Annotated in this window: 24 protein-coding genes, 1 tRNA gene and 1 pseudogene; 12 read left to right on the top strand and 14 right to left on the bottom strand. The window is 66.5% G+C overall.

Going from position 1 to position 25,071, the window contains the following annotated elements:
* Positions 1 to 103: 103 nt before the first annotated feature.
* Positions 104 to 808 (top strand): helix-turn-helix transcriptional regulator, encoded by a 705-nt coding sequence (locus tag NWE53_RS17450; RefSeq protein WP_265050642.1) that lies wholly within the window; start codon positions 104 to 106, stop codon positions 806 to 808.
* Between the two features lie 61 nt (positions 809 to 869).
* Positions 870 to 1,760 carry an NmrA family NAD(P)-binding protein gene (locus tag NWE53_RS17445; RefSeq protein WP_265050641.1) on the top strand — a complete coding sequence of 297 codons (891 nt, stop codon included), beginning with the start codon at positions 870 to 872 and terminating at the stop codon, positions 1,758 to 1,760.
* On the opposite strand, the pseudogene NWE53_RS30060 reads toward NWE53_RS17445, so the two are convergent.
* A pseudogene (locus NWE53_RS30060) lies at positions 1,757 to 1,916 on the bottom strand (IS5/IS1182 family transposase); the annotation flags it as partial. The gene NWE53_RS17445 and the pseudogene NWE53_RS30060 sit on opposite strands and share 4 nt — an antisense overlap.
* An 813-nt stretch (positions 1,917 to 2,729) precedes the next feature.
* On the opposite strand from NWE53_RS30060, the gene NWE53_RS17440 reads away from it, so the two are divergent.
* The 3 genes from NWE53_RS17440 to serA all read left to right on the top strand — a co-directional run bounded on the left by NWE53_RS17440 (position 2,730) and on the right by serA (position 5,520).
* Entirely contained in the window at positions 2,730 to 3,710 is a 981-nt protein-coding gene (locus NWE53_RS17440; RefSeq protein WP_265050640.1) for an SPFH domain-containing protein, read from the top strand.
* A 7-nt stretch (positions 3,711 to 3,717) separates the two neighbouring features.
* Positions 3,718 to 4,164 carry an NfeD family protein gene (locus NWE53_RS17435; protein WP_265050639.1) on the top strand — a complete coding sequence of 149 codons (447 nt, stop codon included), beginning with the start codon at positions 3,718 to 3,720 and terminating at the stop codon, positions 4,162 to 4,164.
* 96 nt (positions 4,165 to 4,260) lie between these two features.
* Positions 4,261 to 5,520, top strand: a complete 1,260-nt coding sequence (serA, locus tag NWE53_RS17430; RefSeq protein ID WP_265050638.1) for a phosphoglycerate dehydrogenase — start codon at positions 4,261 to 4,263, stop codon at positions 5,518 to 5,520.
* Positions 5,521 to 5,523: 3 nt separating this feature from the next.
* On the opposite strand, the gene NWE53_RS17425 is transcribed toward serA, so the two are convergent.
* A complete protein-coding gene (locus tag NWE53_RS17425; protein ID WP_265055062.1) occupies positions 5,524 to 5,709 on the bottom strand; it encodes a hypothetical protein in 186 nt (61 codons plus the stop codon).
* Positions 5,710 to 5,900: 191 nt separating this feature from the next.
* On the opposite strand from NWE53_RS17425, the gene NWE53_RS17420 reads away from it, so the two are divergent.
* Both NWE53_RS17420 and NWE53_RS17415 read left to right on the top strand, forming a co-directional pair.
* Positions 5,901 to 6,908: an LLM class flavin-dependent oxidoreductase gene (locus tag NWE53_RS17420; RefSeq protein WP_265050637.1), complete on the top strand. Its 1,008-nt coding sequence runs from the start codon at positions 5,901 to 5,903 to the stop codon at positions 6,906 to 6,908.
* Positions 6,909 to 7,063: 155 nt separating this feature from the next.
* On the top strand, positions 7,064 to 7,522 hold the full coding sequence (locus NWE53_RS17415; RefSeq protein WP_265050636.1) for a Fur family transcriptional regulator: 459 nt from the start codon (positions 7,064 to 7,066) through the stop codon (positions 7,520 to 7,522).
* 230 nt (positions 7,523 to 7,752) lie between these two features.
* Here NWE53_RS17415 and NWE53_RS17410 read toward each other — a convergent pair whose 3' ends face one another.
* A complete protein-coding gene (locus NWE53_RS17410) occupies positions 7,753 to 8,025 on the bottom strand; it encodes a GNAT family N-acetyltransferase (RefSeq protein WP_265050635.1) in 273 nt (90 codons plus the stop codon).
* 16 nt (positions 8,026 to 8,041) lie between these two features.
* Positions 8,042 to 9,646, bottom strand: a complete 1,605-nt coding sequence (locus NWE53_RS17405) for an OpgD/OpgG family glucan biosynthesis protein (RefSeq protein ID WP_265050634.1) — start codon at positions 9,644 to 9,646, stop codon at positions 8,042 to 8,044.
* A 274-nt stretch (positions 9,647 to 9,920) separates the two neighbouring features.
* Between NWE53_RS17405 and NWE53_RS17400 the strand changes: the two genes are divergently transcribed.
* From NWE53_RS17400 to NWE53_RS17385, 4 genes are all read left to right on the top strand, one after another.
* Complete coding sequence (locus NWE53_RS17400) at positions 9,921 to 10,481, top strand: VOC family protein (RefSeq protein ID WP_265050633.1); 561 nt, start codon at positions 9,921 to 9,923, stop codon at positions 10,479 to 10,481.
* A gap of 572 nt (positions 10,482 to 11,053) precedes the next feature.
* Positions 11,054 to 12,199 carry a type III PLP-dependent enzyme gene (locus NWE53_RS17395; protein WP_265050632.1) on the top strand — a complete coding sequence of 382 codons (1,146 nt, stop codon included), beginning with the start codon at positions 11,054 to 11,056 and terminating at the stop codon, positions 12,197 to 12,199.
* A gap of 278 nt (positions 12,200 to 12,477) precedes the next feature.
* Positions 12,478 to 13,014, top strand: coding sequence for a GNAT family N-acetyltransferase (locus NWE53_RS17390; RefSeq protein ID WP_265050631.1), 537 nt, complete (start codon positions 12,478 to 12,480; stop codon positions 13,012 to 13,014).
* Between the two features lie 145 nt (positions 13,015 to 13,159).
* Positions 13,160 to 14,596, top strand: coding sequence for a homospermidine synthase (locus tag NWE53_RS17385; protein WP_265050630.1), 1,437 nt, complete (start codon positions 13,160 to 13,162; stop codon positions 14,594 to 14,596).
* Positions 14,597 to 14,658: 62 nt separating this feature from the next.
* Here the strand turns inward: NWE53_RS17385 and NWE53_RS17380 are convergent, their stop codons facing one another.
* From NWE53_RS17380 to NWE53_RS17365, 4 genes are all read right to left on the bottom strand, one after another.
* Positions 14,659 to 16,062, bottom strand: a complete 1,404-nt coding sequence (locus tag NWE53_RS17380) for an MFS transporter (RefSeq protein ID WP_265050629.1) — start codon at positions 16,060 to 16,062, stop codon at positions 14,659 to 14,661.
* Positions 16,059 to 16,730: an LON peptidase substrate-binding domain-containing protein gene (locus NWE53_RS17375; protein ID WP_265050628.1), complete on the bottom strand. Its 672-nt coding sequence runs from the start codon at positions 16,728 to 16,730 to the stop codon at positions 16,059 to 16,061. Before NWE53_RS17375 ends, NWE53_RS17380 begins: the two co-directional genes overlap by 4 nt.
* A gap of 23 nt (positions 16,731 to 16,753) precedes the next feature.
* On the bottom strand, positions 16,754 to 17,653 hold the full coding sequence (trxA, locus tag NWE53_RS17370; protein WP_265050627.1) for a thioredoxin: 900 nt from the start codon (positions 17,651 to 17,653) through the stop codon (positions 16,754 to 16,756).
* 79 nt (positions 17,654 to 17,732) lie between these two features.
* A complete protein-coding gene (locus NWE53_RS17365) occupies positions 17,733 to 18,311 on the bottom strand; it encodes a prolyl-tRNA synthetase associated domain-containing protein (protein WP_265050626.1) in 579 nt (192 codons plus the stop codon).
* Between the two features lie 203 nt (positions 18,312 to 18,514).
* Between NWE53_RS17365 and NWE53_RS17360 the strand changes: the two genes are divergently transcribed.
* Positions 18,515 to 18,589, top strand: a tRNA-Gly gene (locus NWE53_RS17360).
* Positions 18,590 to 18,763: 174 nt separating this feature from the next.
* Here NWE53_RS17360 and NWE53_RS17355 read toward each other — a convergent pair.
* From NWE53_RS17355 to NWE53_RS17330, 6 genes are all read right to left on the bottom strand, one after another.
* Positions 18,764 to 19,663 carry an HNH endonuclease gene (locus tag NWE53_RS17355; RefSeq protein WP_265050625.1) on the bottom strand — a complete coding sequence of 300 codons (900 nt, stop codon included), beginning with the start codon at positions 19,661 to 19,663 and terminating at the stop codon, positions 18,764 to 18,766.
* Positions 19,664 to 19,927: 264 nt separating this feature from the next.
* Complete coding sequence (locus tag NWE53_RS17350; protein ID WP_265054935.1) at positions 19,928 to 20,554, bottom strand: ferric reductase-like transmembrane domain-containing protein; 627 nt, start codon at positions 20,552 to 20,554, stop codon at positions 19,928 to 19,930.
* 5 nt (positions 20,555 to 20,559) lie between these two features.
* Positions 20,560 to 21,060: a peptidase associated/transthyretin-like domain-containing protein gene (locus tag NWE53_RS17345; protein ID WP_265050624.1), complete on the bottom strand. Its 501-nt coding sequence runs from the start codon at positions 21,058 to 21,060 to the stop codon at positions 20,560 to 20,562.
* A gap of 424 nt (positions 21,061 to 21,484) precedes the next feature.
* Positions 21,485 to 22,462, bottom strand: coding sequence for a Bug family tripartite tricarboxylate transporter substrate binding protein (locus NWE53_RS17340; RefSeq protein ID WP_265050623.1), 978 nt, complete (start codon positions 22,460 to 22,462; stop codon positions 21,485 to 21,487).
* 93 nt (positions 22,463 to 22,555) lie between these two features.
* Entirely contained in the window at positions 22,556 to 23,404 is an 849-nt protein-coding gene (locus NWE53_RS17335; RefSeq protein ID WP_265050622.1) for a fumarylacetoacetate hydrolase family protein, read from the bottom strand.
* A 14-nt stretch (positions 23,405 to 23,418) separates the two neighbouring features.
* Complete coding sequence (locus NWE53_RS17330) at positions 23,419 to 25,056, bottom strand: bifunctional 3-(3-hydroxy-phenyl)propionate/3-hydroxycinnamic acid hydroxylase (protein ID WP_265050621.1); 1,638 nt, start codon at positions 25,054 to 25,056, stop codon at positions 23,419 to 23,421.
* Positions 25,057 to 25,071: the final 15 nt, after the last annotated feature.

The following is a 25,071-nucleotide window of genomic DNA, read 5'->3' as shown; positions in this document are numbered from 1 at the left end:
TGTCCCACGCGGGGTGTCGCGAGCGCCCGCCAGCGAACGTCACCGAATAGGTATCCATTTTGGTCCACCGGTAAACGCGGAATGCTCTGTCGGCGGCCTGCGAATGCGGCGCCTGCAGAAGCATGGCGATATCGATTTCGTTCCGGCGGGAGTCGACGGCGTCTGGGAGGACGATGCGGATTGCCGGATTCTGCGCTTGGGCTTTCATGCATCGCTGCTGGAGCAGGTCGCGGGGGAACTCGGAAAGGATTCCGCAAAGATCGAGTTCCTTCCGCGGCTTCAGATTCGTGATGCGCGGATCGAAGCGATAGGCTGGGCCATCAAGGCGGATCTCGACGCTGATACGCCATCCGATCCGCTCTACGTCGATCTTCTCGCCAATGCGCTGGCGGTCCGGCTGATCGAAATCGCCACTGCCCGTCGCCACCAGGCGGAAGGCTCGGATGGGCCGAGGTTGTCCGCGCGCCAACTGAGCATGCTGACCGAGTTCATTGAGGCTAATCTCGATCAGAAGCTTTTTCTCGCCGATCTGGCGGCAACGGCGGGGATCAGCTCGACGCGTCTCAAATCCCTGTTTCGAAACAGCACCGGATCGTCTGTGCATCAGTACGTGATCCGTCGTCGCATTGAATATGCACGTGGGCTGATCGCCACGACGGCCATGCCGATCAGCGAGATCGCCCTGGCCACCGGTTTTGCGCATCAGAGCCATATGGCCTCGACGATGCGGCGCGTTTTGGGCCAGACTCCAGGCGAGATCGCTGGCCCCTTGCGCAAATTCCGGCCGAAATTGCAAGGATCGGCCTGAATCTGCGCGATGCCGCCTGCTCGATCGCCTAGCGTTGCGCATCGCAATCAGGGAATCGAGCATGTTCGCAATTGTCGGCGCGGCCGGAAAGGTCGGCTACTCAACCTCATTGGCGTTACGCGAGGCGGGCCTTCCGGTCAGAGCGATCCTGCGTGATCCGGCAAAGGCGGCGCGGCTCGCAGAGATCGGCTGCGACGTTGCATTGGCCGATCTGCAGGATTCCACAGCCCTTGCCGGTGCGATTGCCGAGGCGGAAGCCGTACAGATCATCCTTCCGGTGTCGCCGCAAGCGATGGACACGGCCGGAAACATGCGACGATCGATCGAACATCTCGTCGCCGCCCTGAAACAGGCGCGCCCACAACGGGTGCTGGCAATCTCGGATTATGGCGCTCACGTCGCCGAGGACATCGGAATGCCCTCGATGTTCCGGACCTTCGAGGAGCGCCTCGGCCAATTCGCCGGCCAGAAGCTGTTCCTGCGTTCTGCCGAACATATGGAAGGCTGGGCGCGCGTGGTCCCAATGACCATGGCGTCCGGCATCCTGCCCAGCTTTCACGAGCCGGTCGACAAGCCGCTTCCGATGATCTCTGCCCGGGATCTCGGCCGAATCGCGGCCGATTTGTTGTCGCGGCGTGCGACCCCGAAAGAGCTGGAGGTCATCCATGCCGAAGGAGCGCGCCGCTACAGTCCCAATGATGTGGCGGCCGCGCTGAGCCTGCTGTTAGGCCGGCCGATCGAGGCTCGGGCCATCTCTCGCTCTCAACGGAAGGAGAGCTTGGAGCGCCTCGTGAGCGCGAGCGCTTCCGAGCTCCTGTTCAAGCTTTACGACGCCCACAGCAGAGGCAATCTGATAGAGATCGAGCCGAATGCCGGAGAACTCCGCCACGGGACGACGGAACTGGTCGACGCCCTGCGGGCACAATTGCCAAACGGCTCCCTGGCTACATAGGCGAAGGAGGCCGTGTCCTTCAGGGCTCCCGTCCATCGCGCCGCCGGATCGGAACGTGCCACAAACTCGGGCTTCGTTTCGCTGGCCGCGCCCCAGGCCACCTCGTCGAGTGTCGTAATACTCGCGCACCGACCAGCGCGTCTGGGCTGGATCGTGCCCTGCTACGCCAGCGATGCTGCGTCGCCCTCACAAAACTTATCCCCGCCCTTTCAACCCAAGCCTATTCTCGACCCACCTCATCCCCGAGGGGCAGCCATCCGGAGGTATGCCAGTGGCGGGGTGAGGGCGGCGCCTGCGGCTGGTGTTACGAACCAGTCCCGGGAGGCTTCGGGGCACCGCTCTGGGGGTACTACGGCCCCTGCGCGAGGAGCTCGCTGGGAGGCTCGAAGGGAAAGGTCCTGCAACCCGAGACGCGACGAGGCCGGCATCGGACCGGGAAGTGCGAACCACTTTTCGGGACCATCCGATGCACGAGACAAAGCGGAGCGCAGCGCGTTCCGTGCCGAACTGGCGTCGAGGCGAGCGGGACCGGAACCGGAGAGCCGTAGAAGCGCGGCCCGAAGTCTAGATGAGAACGCCGATAGGCGGAGCGCCACGGGGCGTGCGGAAGGTGGCTCAATCCTTCCGCGCCGCATCCTGGCTCAATGGAAGCGGCTGAATAGACCCGCGCCTCGCGGCGCTCCGCTGCCCCTCGATATTTCGAAACGCTCGCGCGCAAGTGCGGGCGGGTGAAGACGCATGCGTGAACCGCGACATAGAACCCCTCTCCCATCCGGGAGAGGGTTCCCGCGGCTCCTCGCGAACTCGGGAACCCATTCGGCCCCCGATTCCCCGGTTGCCCCGCGGTCGCCCGAGGATGATGGCTGATACGAGGCGGTTCCGTCTCCGGCTTGCATCCGCCGGCTGCAACGGCCAGTTTGGGCGCCGTCTGGATACGAGGCTGCGCAATGGCGCCGCGGGGGAAGCGGAATGGATCTGTCGGGCTACAATATCGCCGTCATCGTCGTCGTGGCCCTGGTCGTCCTGACGATCGCGCGCGGCGTCCGCACCGTTCCGCAGGGCTACAACTATACCGTCGAGCGCTTCGGCCGCTATTCCCGCACGCTCAGCGCGGGTTTGGGCCTGATCGTGCCCTATATCGACCGGATCGGGCACAAGGTGAATGTGATGGAGCAGGTGCTCGACATTCCCTCGCAGGAGGCGATCACCAAGGACAATGCCGGCGTGCGCATCGATGCCGCCGCCTTCTATCAGGTGCTCGACGCTGCCAAGGCCTGCTACGAGGTCTCCTCGCTGAACGACGCGCTGATGGTCCTGACGATGACCAATATCCGCACGGTGGTCGGTTCGATGGATCTCGACCAGCTTCTCTCGCATCGCGACGAGATCAACGAGCGGCTGCTGCGCGTCATGGACGCCGCCGCTTCGCCCTGGGGCGTCAAGGTCACGCGCATCGAGATTCGGGATATCCTCCCGCCCGCCGATATCGCCGGCGCGATGAACCGGCAAATGAAGGCCGAGCGCGAGAAGCGCGCTGCCGTGCTCGAGGCCGAAGGCCTCCGGCAGGCCGAAATCCTCAAGGCCGAGGGCCAGAAGCAATCGCAGATCCTTGCCGCCGAGGGCCGCAAGGAGGCGGCGCTGCGCGATGCCGAGGCCCGGGAACGGCTGGCGCAGGCGGAAGCCGCGGCCACCGCCATGGTCTCGGAGGCGATCAGCAAGGGCGACATCCAGGCCGCCAACTTCCTGATCGCGGAGCGTTATACCGATGCGCTGAAGGCGATCGCCAGCAGCAACAACAGCAAGGTGGTGATCGTGCCGATCGAGGCCGCGGCGCTCGCCGGCACGGTCGGCGGCATCGCGCAGCTCACCAAGGCCGTCTTCGGCGAGGACGCCGTCGCGGCCCGTCGCGGTCCGGGGACGGTTCCGGCCTCGGGCCGGACCAGCGGCTGAGCCCGTCATGCCCGATTGGCTCACGACCCATAGCGGCTGGCTCTGGGCAATCCTCGGCCTCCTCCTCATCGGCGGGGAGATGCTGGCGCCCGGCGTCTTCCTGATCTGGCTCGGCCTCGCCGCGCTCATCACCGGCGCGATCGTCGGCATTGCCGGCCTCGGCTGGCAGGCGGCCGGAATCGTCTTCGCGATCCTTGCGGTCGCCTGCGTCGCCGCGGGGCGCATGCTGACGCGCCGCCGGAGCGAGGAGCCCGACGCCGCGACCGGTCTCAACGATCGTGGCCGGCAGCTCATCGGCAAGGTCTTCCGGCTGGAGGCGACGATGACCGGCGGCGAGGGGCGCATCCGCGTCGGCGATTCCTCCTGGCGGGTCATCGGGCCGGAGCTGCTCGCGGGCAGCGAGGTCAAGGTGGTGCGCGTCGACGGCGCGACGCTCGTGGTCGAGAAGGCGTGACGCCGCGCCGCGCTTTCGCGGCGCATTCGAACCGAAAGCGTTTGCCTCCCGCGCCATCAGGACTATAGCAACCGCTCCTTCACGAGCGCAGCAGCCATGACCAGCCCCAGCGAACGCCTTTCCCTTCCGAAGGACCGCATCAAGGTCCTGATGCTGGAAGGCATCAATGATTCCGCCGTCGAGCTGCTGCAGCAGGCCGGATATGCCAATCTGGAGCGGCTGCCGAAGGCGCTCGATCGCGATGCGCTGCTCAAGGCGATCCAGGGCGTGCATGTCCTCGGCATCCGTTCGCGCACGCAGCTCACCCCGGAAATCTTCGCCGCCGCCGACCGGCTCTTCGCCGTCGGCTGCTTCTCGGTCGGCACCAATCAGGTCGATCTGGAGGCGGCGCGCCAGCGCGGCGTGCCGATCTTCAACGCGCCCTTCTCCAACACCCGCAGCGTCGCCGAGCTGACGATCGGCGAGATCGTCATGCTGCTCCGGCGGATTCCCGATCGCTCGCGTTCGGCGCATGAGGGCGGGTGGGACAAATCGGCCAACGGCTCCTTCGAGGTGCGCGGCAAGACGCTCGGCATCGTCGGCTACGGCAATATCGGCAGCCAGCTCTCGACGCTGGCCGAGGCGATGGGCATGCGCGTGGTCTATCACGATCACACCGACCGGCTGCGCCACGGCAACACCGAGCCCACGACCAGCCTGAACGCCTTGCTCGAGGTCGCCGACATCGTCTCGCTGCACGTGCCGGAGACGCCGCAGACGGCGGGCATGATCGGTGCGGCCCAGGTCGCGGCGATGAAGAAGGGCGCCTATCTCATCAACAATTCGCGCGGCACCGTCGTCGATCTCGACGCGGTCGCGGCGGCGCTGAAGAGCGGGCACCTCGCCGGCGCGGCGGTCGATGTCTTCCCGGTCGAGCCCGCCTCCAATGCGGAGCGCTTCGTCTCGCCGCTGCAGGGCTTATCGAACGTGATCCTGACGCCGCATATCGGCGGCTCGACCGAGGAGGCGCAGGAGCGCATCGGCGCGGAGGTCGCGCGCAAGCTCGTCGATTATTCCGACGTTGGATCGACCGTCGGCGCGGTCAATTTCCCGCAGGTGCAGTTGCCCGCGCGCGCCATCGGCACGCGCTTCATCCATGTCCAGCGCAATGTGCCGGGCATGCTGCGGCGCCTCAACGACGTCTTCGCCAGCCGGCAGGTCAATATCGCCGCGCAAAACTACCAGACCGACGGTGAGGTCGGCTATGTCGTGATGGAAGCGGACGGGGTGTCGATCGACGAGGCGCGCGACATCCTCCGCGAGCTTCGTGCCCTCGACGGCACGATCCGCGCCCGCCTGCTTTACCAGCGCGATTGAGCGTCAGGTCTTCTTTGCCTTGGCGCCGGGCTTGATCGGCGTCTGTATCGCGACGGGGTCGCTGGCGGGGAAGGTGTCCTTCAAGGCCCGGTCGAGTTCGGCATCCTTGCCGTGCTCGCGCGCGTATTTGCGCTGCTCTTTCTGCTCCTGACGCAGGCTTTCATTGGCGGGATTGGCCGTTGTCGTCATGTCGGTCTCCTTCGGCGTGGATGGCTTGTAGGAGCAACGCGGCAGAGCCGAGGCCGTTCCGCCAGAACACCAGCGCAGGCGCGCCATGAGGAAGCGGGCATGCCTCTGGACCCGGGCATGCAGCCTTCCCATCTGGTGAAGCCACGTCTTCCCGCCGGCTTTCCTCCCGGCGCCAGCCAGCAGGACCCGCCATGGTCGCGATCTCCGTCCTCGATCTCGTTCCCGTCGTCGAAGGGGAGGGACCGCGCGAGGCCCTGCTGAAGTCGATCGATCTCGCCCGCCATGCCGAGAAGCTCGGCTACAACCGTTACTGGGTGGCCGAGCACCACAACATGGTCGGCATCGCCAGCGCCGCCACGTCGGTGGTGATCGGCCAGCTCGCAGCCGCCACCAGCACGATGCGGATCGGCGCCGGCGGCATCATGCTGCCGAACCACGCCCCGCTCGTCATCGCCGAGCAGTTCGGCACGCTAGAGGCGCTTTTCCCGGGACGCATCGATCTCGGCCTCGGCCGGGCGCCCGGCACCGACCAGCTGACGCTGAGGGCGCTGCGCCGCAGCCCGATGTCGTCCGACAGCTTCCCGCAGGACGTGCTGGAGCTGCAGGCGCTGTTCGCGCCGGCGGGACCGAACCAGGCGATTCGCGCGGTGCCGGGGGAGGGGCTCGACGTGCCGCTCTGGATTCTCGGGTCGAGCCTGTTCGGTGCGCAGCTCGCGGCGGAGCTCGGCCTGCCCTACAGCTTCGCTTCGCATTTCGCGCCGGATGCGCTGATGCAGGCGCTCGCGGTCTATCGCGAGCGCTTCAAGCCGTCGGAGCAGCTGCAAAGCTCCTATGCGATGCCCGGCATCAATGTCGTCGCCGCCGAGACCGACGAGGAGGCGCGCCATCTGGCCACTTCGCTGCAGCAGCGCTTCGTCGGCATGGTCCGCGGTGCGCGCGGCAAGCTCCAGCCGCCGATCGACGATATCGAGCAATACTGGTCGCCGGCAGAGAATGCGCATGTCTCGCAGATGCTGCGCTACGCTTTCATCGGCTCACCCGAAACGTTGAAGCGCTCGCTCGGGGCCTTCGTGCGCGAGACAGGCGCCGACGAGATCATGATCACGGCGCCGATCTTCGACCATGAGAAGCGCAAGCGCTCCTTCGAACTCGTGGCGGGAATCGCGTCGGAGTTCGGCAGGGTGCGCGGGGCAGCCTGAGGCTGCGCAGCCAGTCGTCGGACCGCATTATGTTGCGCAACACGCGCAACATGTTTGCTTCTGCGATGAAGATGCATTTGCAATAAAAATGCAAATGAGAGTGATTATCAGATAGGGGAATTTGCAAAACCGCGCGTTCGCGGTATCTCCGTGACATGACCGAAGTGGATCGGCGCATTGCCGTGTTCGAGAGCCAGCTCAAAGGGGCCGGGCTGCGCATGACGCAGCAGCGGCGGCTGATCCTGCGCGTGCTGGCGGAGGCCGACGACCACCCGGACGCCAAGGGCATCTTCACCCGCGCCTTCGCGCTCGATCCGACGCTGTCGCTCTCGACCGTCTATCGCACGATGAAGGTTCTGGAATCGCAGGGCGCGATCGAGCGCCATGCCTTCGAAGATGGCGTCTCGCGCTATGAGCATGCCGACCAGGAGCATCACGACCACCTGATCGATATCGAGTCGGGCCAGGTGATCGAGTTCTCCTCGGATGCGATCGAGGAGCTGCAGCGGCGCATCGCGGCCGAGCTCGGCTACGAGCTGGTTCGTCACAGGCTCGAGCTCTACGGCCGCAAGAAGCAGCCGGTGAGAAAATCGTCGCCGCGCAAGCGCAGCTAGAGCCTGCTGGGTTTTGACGGAACCACGCCGTCATTCCGGGGCTTCGCGTCAGCGAAGAGCCCGGAATCCATGAACGCGGGATCAGACGAGAGGCGCGGTGGATCGGGAGCCCTTTTGACGGGCTGTCGTGTTCATGGGTTCCGGGCTTGGGCCTGCGGGCCGCCCCGGAATGACGGCGTGGTTCCGTGTTAAACCGGCGTGCTCGAGACTTCCCCGTCTTCGCCGCCGCTTCAGCCGTCGACGATGTCGTCGTATTCCGGATGCTTCGTGATCCAGCCCTTGAGGAACTCGCAGCGGATCACGGCCTTGCGCCCGCTCGCCCGGATCAGCTCGAAGACGCCCTTCGCCAGCCGCGAGCCGATGCCCTGCCCGGCGAACTGCTCGGGGACTTCGGTATGGAGCAGTACCAGCCGGTTGCCGTCGCGCCGATAGGCGACGAGGGCCGTGCCGCCGTCGAGCGTCAGTTCGAAGCGGTTCTGCTCGGGCTTCTCGACGACATCCATGTTCAGCTCCTTCGGCTCAGCCTTGCGCTTCCGAACGCCACGGATAGCTCCAGGTTTCCGTCAATGTCTTGTTGCCGCTCCTGAGGAAGGCGCGCATCTCGGCGAGCTGGCCGGGCTCGACCACGACATCGATGAAGGCGCGGAAGCCGTCGGTCTTCGGGTTCGGCACAATGAAGGCGCGGTCGATGCGGCCATAGGCGATCGAGGGCACGATCTCGACCTTCTCCGGCTGTTTCAGGAAGTAGTCGAGATCGCCGCCGGCGAAGTCGATGATGAAGCGCCGCGCTCCGTCCGTCACCGGCTCGCCGGAGCCGAGCGCCTTGGGCCGCGCCTGATAGGTGTTGATCACGCGCCCGCCCGGATGCAGCTCGCTGGAATCCATCATGGCGATGAGCTTGTAGCCGAAGGAGAATTCGCGGCCCGGCTCCAGCGGCGTCTTCGGCGCCCAGAGCGCGACGATGTTGTCGTTGGTCTCGTCGGTGGTCGGCAGCTCGATCAGCTCGACGACGCCTTCGCCCCAATCGCCCTGCGGCTCGATCCAGTAGGAGGGCCTGAGCTCATAGGCGAGATCGAGGTCCTGGTAATGCTCGAAGGTGCGGTCGCGCTGCATCAGGCCGAAGCCGCGGACATTGCGCTCGACGAAGGAGGAGACCGCCTGCTGCTTCGGATTGCGGAGCGGACGCCAGATCCATTCGCCGCTGCCGGAATGGATCATCAGCCCGTCGGAATCATGCAGCTCGGTGCGGAAATCGTCGAAGAAGCGGCGGTCGTTCTCGCCAGTGAAGAACATGGAGGTCAGCGGTGCTAGCCCGAGCTTCTCGACGGGCTTGCGCGGGAACAACGTCGCCGCGACGTCGATCACCGTGTCGAGATCGGGGTAGATGGTGAAGCGGTAGGCGCCGGTCACCGAGGGTGAATCGAGCAGGGCGTGGACGATGACGCGCTCCGCATCGGCGGTGGGCGACTCGATCCAGAACTCGCGGAAGACCGGGAATTCCTCGCTCGCCGTGCCGGCGCCGATCGACAGCCCGCGCGCCGAGAGGCCGTAGCGCTGGCCGCGCCCGAGCACGCGGAAATAGCTCGCGCCGATGAAGGAGATGAGTTCGTCGAGGATGCGTGGGTCGTTCAGCGCGAAGTGCAGGCGGAAGCCGGCGAAGCCGAGATTGACCGGCAGCGGCTTGTCGAACTTGACCTTGCCGTAATCGAACAGGTTGGCCGCGTAGGGCACGGGCGTCGGCACGCCGTCGCGCACGACGTTGACCGTGACGGGCCGGGTGAAGAGGAAGCCCGGATGGAACATCTGCATGCGGAAGGGCGAGCCGTTCTGCGCCAGCAGCGCCCGCTCGGGCCGGAAGCGGATGTCGCGCCAGGAATCGTAGTCGAGCCTGGCCAGCGCCTCGGGCAGGGCCGGGCTCGGCTCATAGGGAACGGCGGCTATCTCGCGGGCCCGGCGCTGGACATCCTCGAAGGCGAAGCGCGGCTGCGGCGGCGCGGCGGGCGGCGTCGGCTGGGGCGCGCCCTGGGGCTGAGGCTGCTGCGCGAGCAGGACGGAAGGCGCTGCCGAGAGGCAGAGCGCGGCTGAGAGTCCACCCAATACCCGGCGGCGGTCTGTCGTTGTCATGCGTGGTCCGTGTTCCCGTCGGGCCGGCGGCGAAACATGCGCGGCAGCCGTGACTTAAGGCCATCAAATGGGGCCGGTCTAGGGCATCTGCCATTGACAGGAGATGAAGATGCCGCAACCTTCGCGACCGGCCGGATGCGGCCAGCCGCTCGCGCCCGCAAGGGCAAGGTGAACGCATCCCGATAAGTCCCTGTCCTGATCCCGATCGACTCGTGGACGGATATCGGCAAGGCGAGCCCCGATCGATCCCGTCCGAGCGAGAAGGATCACGACGATGCGTAGCTTCCGCGATGCGAAGCAGATGGCGAAAAGCCTGCGCGAGACCATGGCCGCAAGGCAGGTTCCGCTGTCCCACTCCGAAACCCTCGAGATCGTCGCCCGCCAGTTCGGCTATGACGACTGGAACGTGCGGGCGGCGAAGATCGGCGAGTCCGGGCTAGGAGCACCGGAGGATCAGCCCAATGAAGCCGTCCGGCTTCAGATGGGCATTCCGATCCTCAGGATCTTCGACGAGACCAAGGCGAAGGAGTTCTATCTCGATTTCCTCGGCTTCACGATGGACTGGGACCACCGCTTCGGGCCGAACATGCCGCTCTACATGCAGGTTTCGCGGTCGGGCCTGCAGCTTCATCTCTCGGAGCATCATGGCGACGCCAGCCCGGGCTCGACCGTCTTCGTCTGGATGCAGGGGGTCGACGCCTTCCGCGCCGAGCTCATCGGCAAGCGCTATACCTATTCGAAACCCGGCATCCAGGAGGAGGGGCCGGGCGGGCGAACACTTGAGGTTCCCGACCCGTTCGGCAACCGGATTCGCTTCTGCGAGAAGCGCGGCTAACCCATAGCCGGCGAAGCGCTTTCCGCGCTCAACCCGCTTCCGGATAAGCGCAGATCGGCCCTGCAAAAAAATGCGGCTCCGGACTCACAAAACACTTGTGGTCCGGGGTCTGCATCCGTATATCGCGTTCACCCAATTCGCACGTGCCTGTGGCCGCGTGCTGGTCGGTGGGCATCCGGACAAGAGGCCGGACAGCCGCCAGGGGTTGGAGGACGGATGGAGGGGATGGACATCCCTCAAATCACGCCTCCCAGTCTCCGCAAGGAGATTGTTCCCCGACACAGACCAGCAGCCGGAGGCAAAACCGGCGAACCCCGAATCTCCACGGGGGACGCAGCTTAAAGCAACGACGGAGCGGGCTTTTTTGGTCTCGCCGGCTTTCCACAGGCCGGCACCGAAGAGGCTTGTCCTTCATTGCCGGCCGTGCGGGGTCTTCCCCAATCGAACGGTGTTTCGGGTCCGGACGGTTCGTCCGCTGTAGCAGGCGTCTCCAAAGCGCCTCGCGACTGCGACGATTCATTCCGGCGATACATCGCATCGACGCCGCTTGCGTCGAAGGGGAGTCGCGTCTCATGACCGACCGCATCCGTGAGTTTCTTCGTACCCGCCGCGAGGACGGGCCCTGCGTCGTCATCGACACCGATGTCGTGCGCGAGAACTATCATGCCTTCGCCCGCGCTCTGCCCGACACCCGCGTGTTCTACGCGGTGAAGGCGAACCCGGCGCCGGAGGTGCTCGCGCTGCTGGCCAAGCTTGGCTCTTGCTTCGATTGCGCCTCGGTCGTCGAGATCGAGCTCGCGCTCGCTGCCGGCGCCACTGCCGACCGCATCTCCTTCGGCAACACCATCAAGAAGGAGCGCGACGTCGTGCGCGCCATGGAGCTCGGCGTGCGCCTCTTCGCCGTCGACTGCACGGCCGAAGTCGAGAAGGTCGCCCGCTCGGCGGACAAGACCGGCACGAAGGACGCGCGCATCTTCTGCCGCATCCTCTGCGACGGTGCCGGCGCCGACTGGCCGCTTTCGCGCAAGTTCGGCTGCGTGCCCGAGATGGCCGCGGACGTGCTCGAGCACGGCCATCGCCTGGGGCTGACCGCCTATGGCATCTCGTTCCATGTCGGTTCGCAGCAGGCGAACGTGAACGCCTGGGATTCGGCGCTCGCTTCGGCCTCGGCGATCTTCAAGGAGTGCGCCACCCGCGGCATCTCGCTGTCGATGGTCAATCTCGGCGGCGGCTTCCCGGCGCGCTACCTGAAGCCGATTCCGGGCGTGCCGTCCTATGGCGACGCGATCTTCCGGGCACTGTCGAAGCATTTCGGCAACCAGCTGCCCGAGACGATCATCGAGCCGGGCCGCGGCATGGTCGGCGAGGCCGGCCTGATCGAGGCCGAGGTCGTGCTGATCTCGAAGAAGGCCGAGTCGGACGAGGTCCGCTGGGTCTATCTCGATATCGGCAAGTTCAACGGTCTGGCCGAGACCATGGACGAGGCGATCCGCTACCCCATCCGCACCGCGCATGATGGCGATGCGACCGTCCCGTGCGTGCTCGCCGGCCCGACCTGCGACTCGGTCGACGTCATGTACGAGAAGACCCCGTACATGCTGCCCTTCTCGCTGGAGATCGGCGACAAGGTGCTGATCGAGGGCACGGGCGCCTATACGACGACCTATTCGGCCGTCGCCTTCAATGGCTTCCCGCCGCTGAAGCAGTACGTCATCTGACGTCGGAAGGGGCGAGAGCCCCTTCCCAACCCATCGGGTCCGGCGAAGCGCCCTGCCAGAATTCGGCAGGCTGCCCGGCGAAATCCGGGCGGAGCGTGCGCATCTCCAAGAATGGAGCATGCGGGCGTGGCTCCCGCCGGACCCCCTTCCACACCATCCGCTTGTGGCCGCGCTTGCGCGGCGCCGGGAAGGTTCGTCGGTTTCTTGCGCGAATTCTGATCGCCGGCCGTTCCGGCCGGCGGAAAGCGCGAGGCGAACGCTCCGGCAGGAGGTACGTCATGATCACGATCCGCGACGAGATCGCCACCGATATCCCCGCCCGCGAGGCGCTGCTCGACCGTTGCCTCGGCGAGCGCCGCACCGCGAAGTCGAGCGAGCGCCTGCGCGAGGGCCGGATCCCGGCCGAAGGCCTGGCGCTCACGGCCGAGCGTGACGGCGACGTGCTGGCGACGGTTCGTCTCTGGCATGTCGAGGCAAACGGGGTGCCCGCGCTGCTGCTCGGCCCGCTGGCGGTCAAGCCCGAGTTGCAGGGCGAGGGACTCGGCAAGGCGATGATCCGCGAGGCGCTCTGGCGCGCCGCCTGCCGCGGCCATGGCGCCGTCATCCTCGTCGGCGATGCGCCTTACTATGCCCGCTTCGGTTTCGATCCGGCGTTGACGCGCGATCTCGCCATGCCCGGCCCGGTCGAGCGCGAGCGCTTCCTCGCCATCGAGCTGCGCGATGGCGCGCTCGACGGCGCTGAGGGCGTGCTGGCCGCCGCCGGCGCGCCGATCCCGGCCGCCGCCGAGGCGGCGGAGGTGGCGCAGGCCGCCTGACATTCACGACCCGTCATCGCGCCGTCATCGCCCGGCGCTTTCCATGCGATGGCCGCGTGGAGAGCGCCGCGGCGATTGACGGCGCGATTTTGCGCCCATACGACCCTTTTTACCGCTTTCCCCACGAACCCAGGAGTTACAGAGAATGACGAATTGGCCCGTCTACGGCGAGATCACCGGCCCGATCGTGATGATCGGTTTCGGCTCGATCGGCCGCGGTACGCTGCCGCTGCTCGAACGGCACTTCAAGTTCGACAAGAGCCGCTTCGTCGTCATTGCTCCAGATGATTCCAATCGCCACCTGCTCGACGAACGCGGCATCCGCTTCGTCCAGGAAGCGCTGACGCCGGCAAACTACAAGGACATCCTCGAGCCGTTGCTGACCGCCGGCGGCGGGCAGGGCTTCTGCGTGAACCTGTCCTGCGACACCGGCTCGCGCGACCTGATGGAATTCGTCTCCAGCCTCGGTGCCCTCTATATCGACACGGTCAACGAGCCCTGGCTCGGCTTCTATTTCGACGACAGCAAGGGCGCGGCCGAGCGTTCGAACTACGCGCTGCGCGAGATGACGCTGGCGGCCAAGCGCGCCCTCGCGCCGGGATCGCCCACGGCCATCTCCTGCTGCGGCGCCAATCCCGGCATGGCCTCCTGGCTGGTGAAGCAGGCGCTGATGAACATCGCCGGCGAGATGCGCCTCAACGCGCCGGAGCCGACCACCCGCGCCGAATGGGCGGGGCTGATGCAGCGCGTCGGCGTCAAGGGCATCCATATCGCCGAGCGGGACACGCAGCGCTCGCGCAACCCCAAGCCGCCGGGCGTCTTCGTCAACACCTGGTCGGTCGAGGGCTTCATCGCCGAAGCCGTGCAGCCTGCCGAGCTCGGCTGGGGCACGCATGAGCGCTGGATGCCGGCGAATGCCCATACGCATGAGGTGGGCTCGCAGGCCGCGATCTATCTGATGCAGGCCGGCGCCGAGACCAAGGTGCGCAGCTGGTGCCCGACGCCGGGGCCCCAATACGGCTTCCTGGTGACGCATAACGAGTCGATCTCGCTGGCCGACTATTTCACCGTGCGCGACGAGAGCGGCAAGGCGGTCTACCGCCCGACGTGCCACTACGCCTATCATCCGACGAACGATGCGGTGCTTTCGCTGCACGAGATGTTCGGCAATGTCGGCCGCCCGCAAAGCGAGCATCACATCCTCGAGGAGGGCGAGATCGTCGACGGCATCGACGAGCTCGGCGTGCTGCTCTACGGCCACGAGAAGGGCGCCTACTGGTACGGCTCGCAGCTCTCGATCGAGGAAGCGCGCCAGCTCGCGCCCTATCAGAGCGCGACCGGCCTGCAGGTGACGTCTTCCGTGCTCGCCGGCATGGTCTGGGCGCTGGAGAACCCGCGCGCCGGCATCGTCGAGGTCGAGGAGATCGACTTCAACCGCTGCCTCGAAATCCAGCAGCCCTATCTCGGGCCGGTGAAGGGCTACTACACCGACTGGACGCCGCTCGACGGTCGCCCGGGGCTGTTCCCGGAAGACATCGACACCAGCGATCCCTGGCAGTTCCGGAACATTCTGGTGCGGTGAACGAGGGCGTCATCCCGTGCGCGCTGCGGCATGCAATGCCGCGGCGCGTGCGGGGTGACACGCTACATCCGGCGGACGACCTTCACGCCCGCCAGCAGCCACGCCCCGGCCAGGAAGAAGACGATCAGCACCGCGAGCCCCGCGCGTTGGCTGGCGAAAGCGGTCGTCGCCAGCGCGACCAGCGTCGGGCCCATGAAGGACGTCACCTTCCCCGACAGGGCGAACAGCCCGAAGAACTCGCCGATGCGTCCCTCCGGCGCCAGCCGCGCCATCAGGCTGCGCGAGGCCGCCTGCAACGGGCCGGCGACGAGGCCGATCAGAAGGCCGAGCCCGAGATAGACCCGCTCCGGCAGCGAGGCGAACAGCCCGTCGCCGGGTGTGGCCGGCGTCGCGGGGATTAAGAAGAACACATGGTCGGCACCGAGCGAGAGGATGCCGAGGCAGGCGAAGAGCAGGGCGGCGATCGAGCCGAGCACCACCGGCTTGCCGCCGATGGCATCGTCGAGCTTGCCGCCGAGCCAGGCGCCGAGCGTGCCGGTGACGGTGAGCAGGATGCCGAAGACGCCGAGCTCGATGGTCTGCCAGCCGAAGACGCCGGCCGCATAGATGCCGCCGAAGGCGAAGAGCGCGACCAGCGCATCCTGATAGATCATGTTGGCGAGCAGGAAGCGGCCGAGCGACGGCAGCTTCGGCAATTCGGCCAGCGTGTCCTTCAGCCGCCCGACGCCGCCCTTGGCAGCCTCGGCGAGGCGCATGCCGGTCGGGGCCGAATCCGGCGTGAACAGGAACATCGGCGTCACGAAGACGATGAACCAGAGCGCCGTGAGCGGGCCGGAGAAGCGGTCGCCCTCGCGTGCGGCGGCATCGAGCCCGAAGATCGGCGCGATGCCCGCCAGCGTCCTGCCGGTCTGCGGGTCGGCCGCCAGCAGGCCCAGCGTGATCGCCAGCGAGAGCAGTCCGCCGAGATAGCCGATCGCCCAGCCGGTGCCAGAGAGCCAGCCGAGCCGCTCGGGCGGCACGAGCCGCGTCATCATGGCGTTGTTGAAGGTGGTGGCGAATTCGGCGCCGATCGTCGCGATGATGAAGCCGGCCAGTGCGATAGGCACGGCCAGCTTGGAACCCGGCACGGAAAACCAGAGCAGCCCCGAGCCGATGACGAGCAATGCTCCGAACGCGGCGATCCATGGCTTGCGCGGCCCCGTCCGGTCGGCGATGCCCCCGAGCAGCGGCGAGAGCAGCGCGATGCACAAGCCCGCGAAGCCTGTGGCGTAGCCCCAGAGCGCCTGGCCCTCGGTCGCGTCCCGCGCCAGCGCCGAGGCGAAGAAGGGGGCGAAGACGAAGGTGGTGATCAGCGTGAAGAAGGGCTGCGCCGCCCAATCGAAGAACAGCCAGGCCGTGACCGCACGGCGCGGCGGATAGCCGGCGGATGGGGCCGCCGGCGCAATGGCGGGAGCGGCGGAATTCACTGGAGCGTCGTATCCGGATCGCCGCCACCGCGGGCGAGCTCGATCTCGGTGATCGCGACCAGAACCTCGGCGCGATCCTTCAGCGTCTGCGCCTCCAGCAGGGCCTGCTTCTCGCGCGGCCCGAACGGGCACATCATCGAGAGCGCGTTGACCAGAGCCTCGTTGGGCGCCTCGTTGACGCCCTTCCAGTCGATCTTGAGATCGTTGGCCTTGGCGAAGTCGCGGAGCGCCTTGAGCAGGCCCTTGCGGTCGACCTCATCCTCGCCGGTGCGGGCGACGAAATCCGTCGCGAAGACCTCGTAATCGACCCGGGCCTGCCGATAGGCCGTCATCGCCGAAAGCTCATCGAGCAGCCGAAACCGGCTGATCCCGGTCAGGGTGACGATGTAGCGGCCATCGCCGGTCTCCGAGAACTGGGTGATGCGCCCGAGGCAGCCGACCTTCAGCAGCGGCGGGATCTCCGGCTGGCGGCCGGTTTCCGGCTCGGGCTGGATCATGCCGATGACGCGCTCGGCCTTCAGCGCGTCGTCGATCATGGCGAGATAGCGCGGCTCGAAGATGTTGAGCGGCATCTGGCCGCGCGGCAGGAGCAGGGCGCCGCTCAAGGGGAAGAGCGGGATCACCTCAGGGCAATCCTTGGCGCTTCCATAGACGGCGTTCATGCCCATCAGCGCTTCCGTCCTCTCGGTGGTCAGGAGAACAACAGGGTCGACAGCTTGCGGCGGCCGGCCACGCTCGCCTCGTCCATCGGGCCCCAGGCCTCGAAGAACTGCAGGAGCTGCTTGCGCGCGCCGTCGTCGTTCCAATTCCTGTCGGCCCTGATGATGGCGATCAGATGGTCGACCGCCTCGTCGCGCCGGTCGCGGGCATTGAGCGCCAGCGCGAGATCAAAGCGGGCCTGATGATCCTTCGGGTCGGCGGCGACCTTCGCTTCCAGTTCGGCGGTGTCGCCGAGCGAGGCGGCCTGCTCGGCCAGGTCGATCGCGGCGCGCACGGCCGCGATCGTCGGATCGCCGGCCTTGTCCTCCGGCACCATGGCGAGAATGCCCTTGGCGCCCTCGATATCGCCGGTGTCGAGATGCAGCCGCGCCAGCCCAGCGATGGCGGCGAGATTTTCGGGCTCCAGCTGGAGCACGCCAGCATAGAGCTCGCTGGCGCCAGCTGCGTCGCCCGCCTCGGCGGCGGCCTGCGCCTCTGCGATCAGCTCCTCGGTGGCGCCCGGCCCCATCGGCCCGACCAGGCGCTCGATGAAGGCCTTCACCTGGCTTTCCGGCTGGGCGCCCATGAAGCCGTCGATCGGCTGGCCCTGCTTGAAGGCGATGACGGCCGGAATCGACTGGATGTCGAGCTGGCCGGGAATCTGCGGGTGATCGTCGATGTTCATCTTGACGAGCTTGACCTTGCCGCCGGCCGCCTTGACCACCTTCTCGATGACCGGCGTGAGCTGCTTGCACGGGCCGCACCAGGGCGCCCAGAAATCGACCAGCACCGGCTGCTTCATCGATTCAGCCACCACGTCGTCGCGGAACCCCTGCGTCGTGGTGTCCTTGATCAGGCCGGGTTGCCCGGCTGCCTCGCCATTGACCAGCATGGGTCGTCCTTCGTGATGCTCGCTGTGGCGCCCGCGTGCCATGTGGCCGCCGGCGCAGTCGCGTCATAGATGGGATGCTTCAGCCGTTCTGTCCATCGGGCGGGACCGGCAAATCGACGATCAGCGGCTCATGGCCGGTCCCCCGGAAGAAGGCGAGGAGATCGTCGCGGCTGACCCGCAGCGTCGCGGTGTTGATCAGCGGGTGGAAATTGACGTCCTCGCCCGTCGCCAGATTGGCGTCGAGGACCATGGTCACGGCCTTCTCCCGATCATTGATGACGGCGAAGGCGGTGACGGAGCCCGGCGTCACGCCGAGCCTTTCCATCAGCAGCTCGGCCGAGCCGAAGGACAGCCTGCCGCTGGCCCCGATGCGCTCGTGCAGGCGCTTGAGGTCGATCCGCGCGTCGGCTTCGGCGGAGACGAGGAACAGCCGGCCCTTCTTGTCCTTCAGAAAGAGGTTCTTGGTGTGCAGCCCCTGCAGCGGCTCGCGATGGGCTGTCGATTCGGCGACGGTGAAGACCGCCGGATGATCGATGCGATGGAAGGCGATACCCTGCGCGGTGAGATGATCGCAGAGCGCTTCGGGGGTCACGGGGGTGTTCATGGCGAGACGGTCGATGATCGCGGAGGGGCGGCAAACGGCGGGGCCGGTCGGCATGGCGCGATGCCCGGCCCCGATCGGCTGATCGGACCCACGTGCATGCCACCCCCGATGCCTAGCTTCCCGCAAAGCCGGCGGCAAGGTGCCGCCGAGGGCGCGGTTTCATCAACGGCCGGCAAAAAACTTTCGACAGGCGCTTGCACTCCGGCGCGCTTTGGGGCAATAACCCGACCGCGCCGCACGGCGCGACTGTCTCGGATGCGGGTGTAGCTCAGGGGTAGAGCACAACCTTGCCAAGGTTGGGGTCGAGGGTTCGAATCCCTTCGCCCGCTCCAGACAATCTCAGGACTTGAGAAGCATGCAAGCGTCGGATCTTCCGGCGCTTTTTGCTTTTTGGGCCTTGCGCATCGTGAGCCATTTCCAGAGGGCTCCGAAAGCCCGTGGTTACATGGCGGTTACAAGTACGATCCGGAGCCGCACAGGACCTCTCGGCGCGCGCCCGATAATCCTTACTGTTTGAAGCAGTTTTCCCGATGCCAATGCAGAAAATGCGGGTGCGGGCGGTCATGAGCTCGCAGTGGCGGTAGTGCTCGACCCGTCTTGTTGATGAAGCTACGTATCCCGTCAGCGTCGTTGGCCTGTCGGGAGATGAGGATATCGAGCTCGTCGGACAGGCTGATCAATCCGCGGTCGAACATCCAGTGAGCGGTGCCTGACAAGGCAATGCCGTTGTTGACGATATCCGGCCCCTTCGCCTCGACGGGGCGGATGTGAGCCGCAGCGACCTCGGCTCGGCCGCCGCCATTGATTAGCTTGAGACCAGTGATCGAACAGCGTTCGTCATAGGCACGCAGAACGACGCGACGGAAAACGCGATCGCGGACGATCCGCGAGGGAAGGAACTTGGCCCGTTCGCGATCCTGTTCAAACACGAACGGAACCTGTTCCTCTGCGAAGCCATCCGACGCCACATTCTCATCGAGCCGGGGCAAAAGCGAGGCCCGATCTTCCAAGCCGAGACTGGTGATTCGATCGAAGTCCGCTGGCGAGAGCGGGCGCACTGCCGACTGAGCACGACCAGAAATGCGCCCTTCCTCATTTAGAACGCCACGCTCGATCACGCCTTGAGCATCGGCGAAGGGGACGGGATTGGCGAAGTCGAGATAACTGCCCGGCTCGATGATGGCGATGTACATGCCCGGTGCGACCGGATCGGGAATCACCTGCTGGACCTTGGCCACCGCGAAGTAGCCGCGCGTCCCGGCGATCTTCCGCGGCTCATAGTAGATGATCCAGTCGCCGATGCAGACCTGCGCGCGGCCGAGATATTGACGCGGGAATTGATACCGCTCAGCCGGGCTGTCGTCGTAGATCGAATCCTGCCGATGGATGAAGACGCCGAAGGCCATACCCGCTCTGATCTCGTCGAAGCAGGCAACTGAGCAAGGTCGGATGCCGAGGTCAATACTTCAGTAGCGCGCCAAATGCCGACATTCGGCCGATGCCGGAAAGCGGACGTATCCGATCAACGATTCGCGGCTGTGAGCGTCCAACCCACGGCGGCAGTCACGCTCTTCGCTCATCGCCTTGGCCCCTCGCGCTGCCGCGCACGCGTCCGACGGGGTGGCTGGAGGGCCGTTAGCCCGCTGCGGGCTCGCTGGGAGCCGCGAGGATCATAGGCGCCGGTCCTGCGGCTTTCGCCGTGTCAGCAACATCCAGGCGCGAAGATCGAACAGCGCGACCGCGGTGGCGGAGACGACGAGAGCGCAGAGCACGAGCTTGGAGACGCTCCCCATCGTCCCCTCGATCAGCAGAGCGTGGACGACCCCGCCGAGCACGACCAGCACCACGAGCCCGGTATGGCCGAGACGCCAGGCTCGCGGCCTGATGCGCAGGGGCCGGCGCAGCGCGGCGAGCAGCGCCGCGGCGAATGCGGCCCACATGGCGACGACCCCCCAAGCCGAAAAAGGCGTCGGCGAGTTGAAGAGAAGCGCGTCGACGACGTCGGGCGGGCTGGTCAGCCACAGCCCGGCGACGTGAATGATGATCGCCCCGACAAGCGCGGGGCCGACCCAGCGATGCACCCGACGCCCGCGCGGGACCGGGAGCCCAGGCAGGTATCCGGCCGCGAGCAGAGGCTGCAGCAGAACGAGCGCCAGTGCCACGACGCCAGCAAAACCGGCCACGACATAGATCGGCCCACGCCATGCAAGCAGCGGGCTTGTTGCAGCGAGGGCGAGCGACACGACGATCGCGCCCGCGACCACGGCCCAGATCAGGGCCGCCCTTATCGATGGGATGCGGTTCACGCCGACTGGAGCACGAATTCGGCCTTCAGGCTCTTGTCTCGGGAACTCTGCATCACCGGGCGCAGGAACACCGTCTTGAAGGCTGCATCGTCATAGGCGAGATGGCCGTGCGCCTGCCCGAAGGCCGGGATGATCTGCGGCATCTCCAGACGGAACATGCCATTGGCGTCGGTCAGCGTCGCGCCGTGGCTTTGTGCATCGGTCTCGTAGCCCTCCGTGGTATGGGCCCAGATCTGGATGCGGATCCCGGGCAGTGGCGCGCCATCGCCGGCCCGGCGCACCGTCCCGGACATCCAGAAGCCGCCATTGCCGATCCGCTGCACGATCGGCGCGCCCGGACGGTAATTGTTGGCGCCCCCGCGCATCGAGCCCGTCGGCGCCAATCCCTGTGCCTGAGCCGGCTGAATGATGGCCGGCGCTCCCTCTGTCAGCACCGTCGCGCCAAAGGCGGCCCCGGCAGCCAGCAGGCCGCGGCGTGTCGTGAACATTGGCAGCATCGCTTGCTCCGTGGATCGAGGTGGCAGCCCGTCGGTCAAGGCCACGAGCCTCCCATTCACTGCAGTCCTACTGAAGCTATTCGGCAAAATCTCGTCAGCCAGCGGGGCACACGGCTTCGTGACGACCGTTGCCGAGGGACACCCTTCGCTCCGACACTCGGCATGGCATGGCCACGCACGCTTAGGGCGCATCCATCTCTGCGTGAGCGAGGCGCATCGGCCATCGATCGGGCTCGTCCCCTCGGCGCCACAAGCTGCCCTTCAGACCTATCCCTATCGCGGATCTTCATCGGCAAACGTTCGCAGGCTTGCCAATACCTCGGGCGGCGGGCAATCGCGACTTCCTGATCTTGGCATTCCGCCCGCAACCAGACATCGCGATCCGGCATAGTAAGGGCTCGCCGACCCCCGCCGGCGCCCTCGATCACTGCGGCTCGATGCCGAACTCCTTGATCAGTGCACCCATCGCGGCGACCTCTTTCACCAGGAAAGCGTTCGCACCTGCCGGTGTAGCCAGCGGGCCGATGTCGACATCGAAGCCCAATGTCGGCGCCCGCTCGCGCAGGTCTGCCTGCTGGAGGATTTCGCCGATCTTCTGCCCCATGGTCTGGATGATCTCGGGCGGCGTGCCCGCCGGCGCCATCACCATGAACCAGCCCCCGATATCGGCGCTCGCCAATGTCTCCCCGATCGCGGGAACGTCGGGCAGCGAGGCCAGGCGCTTCGTGCCGGCAACCGCGATGGCCCGAAGCGTGCCTTCCTTGATGAAGGGTTCCGCGACGGAGGCCGACTGGATCGTCGCCTGGACGCGGCCGGCGATCGTATCCTGGATCGAATTCGCTGCCGACGCATAGGGCACGAGCACCATCTTGATGCCGGCCCGCCGGTTGATCGTCTGTCCGATCAGGCCGGAGATGTTGCGCTCGCTGTCGACCGCGAGGCTGATCTCGCCGGGCTTGGCCTTCTCCTGCGCGATCAGCTCGGCCAGCGATGTGATCGGGAGGTTGGGATTGACGAGCAGGACATGATGGCTGCGCGCGGCCATGGCCACGGGGACGAAGTCCTTGAGAGGGTCGTAGGGCAGCTTCTTGAAGGTGTGCGGGTTGGTCGAGAGAGAGGCCGAGGTGGCGAACAGGAAGGTGTAGCCGTCCGGGGTGGCGCGGGCCACGGCCTGCGTTCCGACGATGTTGGCGGCGCCGGTGCGGTTCTCGACATAGACCTGCTGGCCGAGGCTGCGCGAGAGCTTGTCGGCCAGAACGCGCGCGAGAATATCCGGGCTGTTGCCCGGGGCCTGCGGCACCACGAGCGCGATCGGGCGCTGCGGCCATGACTGTGCCTGAACACCGGTCGACGCCATGAGCGCGGCCGCGGCCGTCATGGCCAGACAAGAGAGCTTGAACATCGTTTCCTCCGGGCTCTTTTTGATGGATGGCGTGGCGCTTTCACCCCGCGCTTCGTGAGCCTCGAAGCCACGCTGCAGGCGAAAGCGGAATTCTCAGGCTTCCTCGGCGACGCCGTTGCGCAGCGTTCCGAGGCGGTCGATCTCGACCTCGACGATATCGCCCGGCTTCAGCCAAAGGGGCGGCGTGCGCTTGGCGCCGACACCGCCGGGTGTGCCGGTGGCGATGACGTCGCCGGGCTCCAGCCGCGTGAAGGAGGAGCAATATTCGATGATGTGCGAGATATCGAAGATCATCTGCGCGAAGGTCGCGTCCTGCACGACCTGGCCGTTCACCCGCGTTTGAAGCCGCAGCGAGGGCAGCTCGCCCAATTCGTCGGGCGTCATCATCCAGGGACCGAAGGCGCCAGTGCCGGGAAAGTTCTTGCCCGGCGTGAACTGGTGGGTGTGACGCTGGAAGTCGCGGATGCTGCCGTCATTGTAGCAGGCGTAGCCGGCGACATGATCAAAGGCGTCTGCTCTTGTGATGTAGCGGCCGGGTTTGCCGATGATGATCGCGAGTTCGCCCTCGAAATCCAGCTCTTGCGAAACGCGCGGGCGGACGAGATCCACAGCATGGCCGATCTGCGAATTCGCGAAACGCGCGAAGATGGTCGGATTCTCGACCACGGCGCGGCCGGTCTCCTTGCGGTGCATCTCGTAGTTCAGCCCGACGCAGAGAATCTTGTCCGGGTTGGGCAGAACCGGCAGCCAGCCGATGGCCGAAAGCGGATGCCGGGGCGCCCGGGCCGCGGCCTCAGCCGCTTCGGCCAGCGCATCGGCGGCGATGACGCTCTTGAGGTCGGGGTAACGCTCGCCGAGCACGGCGCCGAGATCGACCGCCTCCTCGCCGTCGATCATGCCCCAGCTCGGGGCGCCTTGAAGTTGGAAAGTCGCGAAACGCATGAAGACATGTCCTCTCAGAGAAGGGCGGGTGCGGTTTGTGCCCCCATCGGGGCTGGATGCAGGGGAGCAAGGCCGGATTCGAGTTCGTCGAGAAGCGCAGCCATTTCGGTTTCGGCGGCGGCGGTGCCGAAGACATAATGATCCGGCCGGACGACCGCGGCGGCGCGCCCGGAGGCGGCGAACCAGGCTCGCAGCACGCCATCGCATTCCTCGACCGTGACGTCGGCGCCTGGCAGAGGTTGCTCACCGAGGCGCGACAGCACGACCAACCGCAGGCCGCATGAGTGGATGCTTGCGAGCATGCCCGGTGACAACCGCGCCGCCAGCGCAGCCTCGATCACCAGCCGAAAGCCCCCGCCCGCAACGGTGTCGAGCCGGGCGCGTCCCTGCTGCGTCGTTACCCAGGGCTGCGGGAACAGCTTGCCTCGGCCCGGATCGTCCTGCTGCGTGAGCAGGCCGGTCGCCAGTGGCGGGACGATCTCCTGTCGTGTGATGGTGCGCGGCTGGCCGCCGCCCTCGGCGAGGATGCGGGCGTCACGTTCGCGCGCAGCGACCGGATCGCGTTCGCAGATCACCTGGCCGATCGCCTTGATCCGGGTCGTCAACTCGCGGACATGGCGGCTGCGCTCGGGCTCATAGCTGTCGAGCAAAGCCCCGCCAGAGCTGCCCTCGATCACGCGGGCGAGCTTCCAGATCAGGTTGGCGACGTCGCGAACGCCCTGGCACATGCCCTGCCCGATAAAGGGCGGCTGCTGGTGCGCCGCATCGCCCGCGATGAAGACACGCCCCACACGCCAGCGTTGCGCCACGAGCGCGTGGAACCGGTAGCTGGCCGCGCGCCAAAGCGTCCCGTCCTCCGGCGTCAGCCAGCGCGCCAGCAGATCCCAGACCCGCTCAGGCGTTTGCGCGGCGCGCGGATCCTCGCCGGGCAGAAGCATGATCTCCCAGCGCCGATGGTTGCCCGGTCCGATGATGAAGCTCGTCGGACGCTTCGGGTCGCAGAACTGCGCCGCCGTCTGCGGCAGCTTGGTCAGCGCCACATCGTCCACCAGCACATCGACCACAAGCCAGGGCTCGTCGAAAACGAGGTCGTCGAGCGGGATGCCCAGGCGCTCGCGAATGCCGCTCGAGGCGCCGTCGCAGCCGATGACATAGTCGGCCGTGACCGTCCGCATGGTGCCGTCATCCGCCCGCAGGGTCAGGGTCACGTGATGGTCGGACTGCGTGAGATCGACGAGTTCGGTCCCCAGCGAAACCTCGATGCCGTCATAGGCCCGCGCATGGGCGCGCAGCGCCGCCTCGACCGGCGGCTGGGTGAAGACCATGGTCGGGACATAGCTCAGCGGATAAGGCTCCGGCACCGTGTCGATGCGCCGGATCAACTGGCCCTCAGCGCCGAAATGCTCCGAGGCATGGAACGGCGCGACATGCGGCAGGACCTGACCGGCGACACCGAGATTGTCGAAAAGCCGCATGATCTCGTGGTCGATCGCGATGGCGCGCGGCTTGTCATAGACCTCGCGCTGCTTGTCGATCACCAGGCTGCGGATGCCGTGATGGCCGAGCAGGCTCGCTGCAACGGCGCCACTTGGGCCGAAACCGACGACGACGACCTGATAATGGTCGGGGTTTGGAAGGTCCGCCTGGCTCACTTGCGCAACTGCCTT

Source organism: Bosea sp. NBC_00550 (assembly GCF_026020075.1).
GTDB lineage: Bacteria > Pseudomonadota > Alphaproteobacteria > Rhizobiales > Beijerinckiaceae > Allobosea.
The sequence above is the reverse complement of the archived record's forward strand: the minus strand, read 5'-3'. Positions and strand labels throughout refer to the sequence as shown.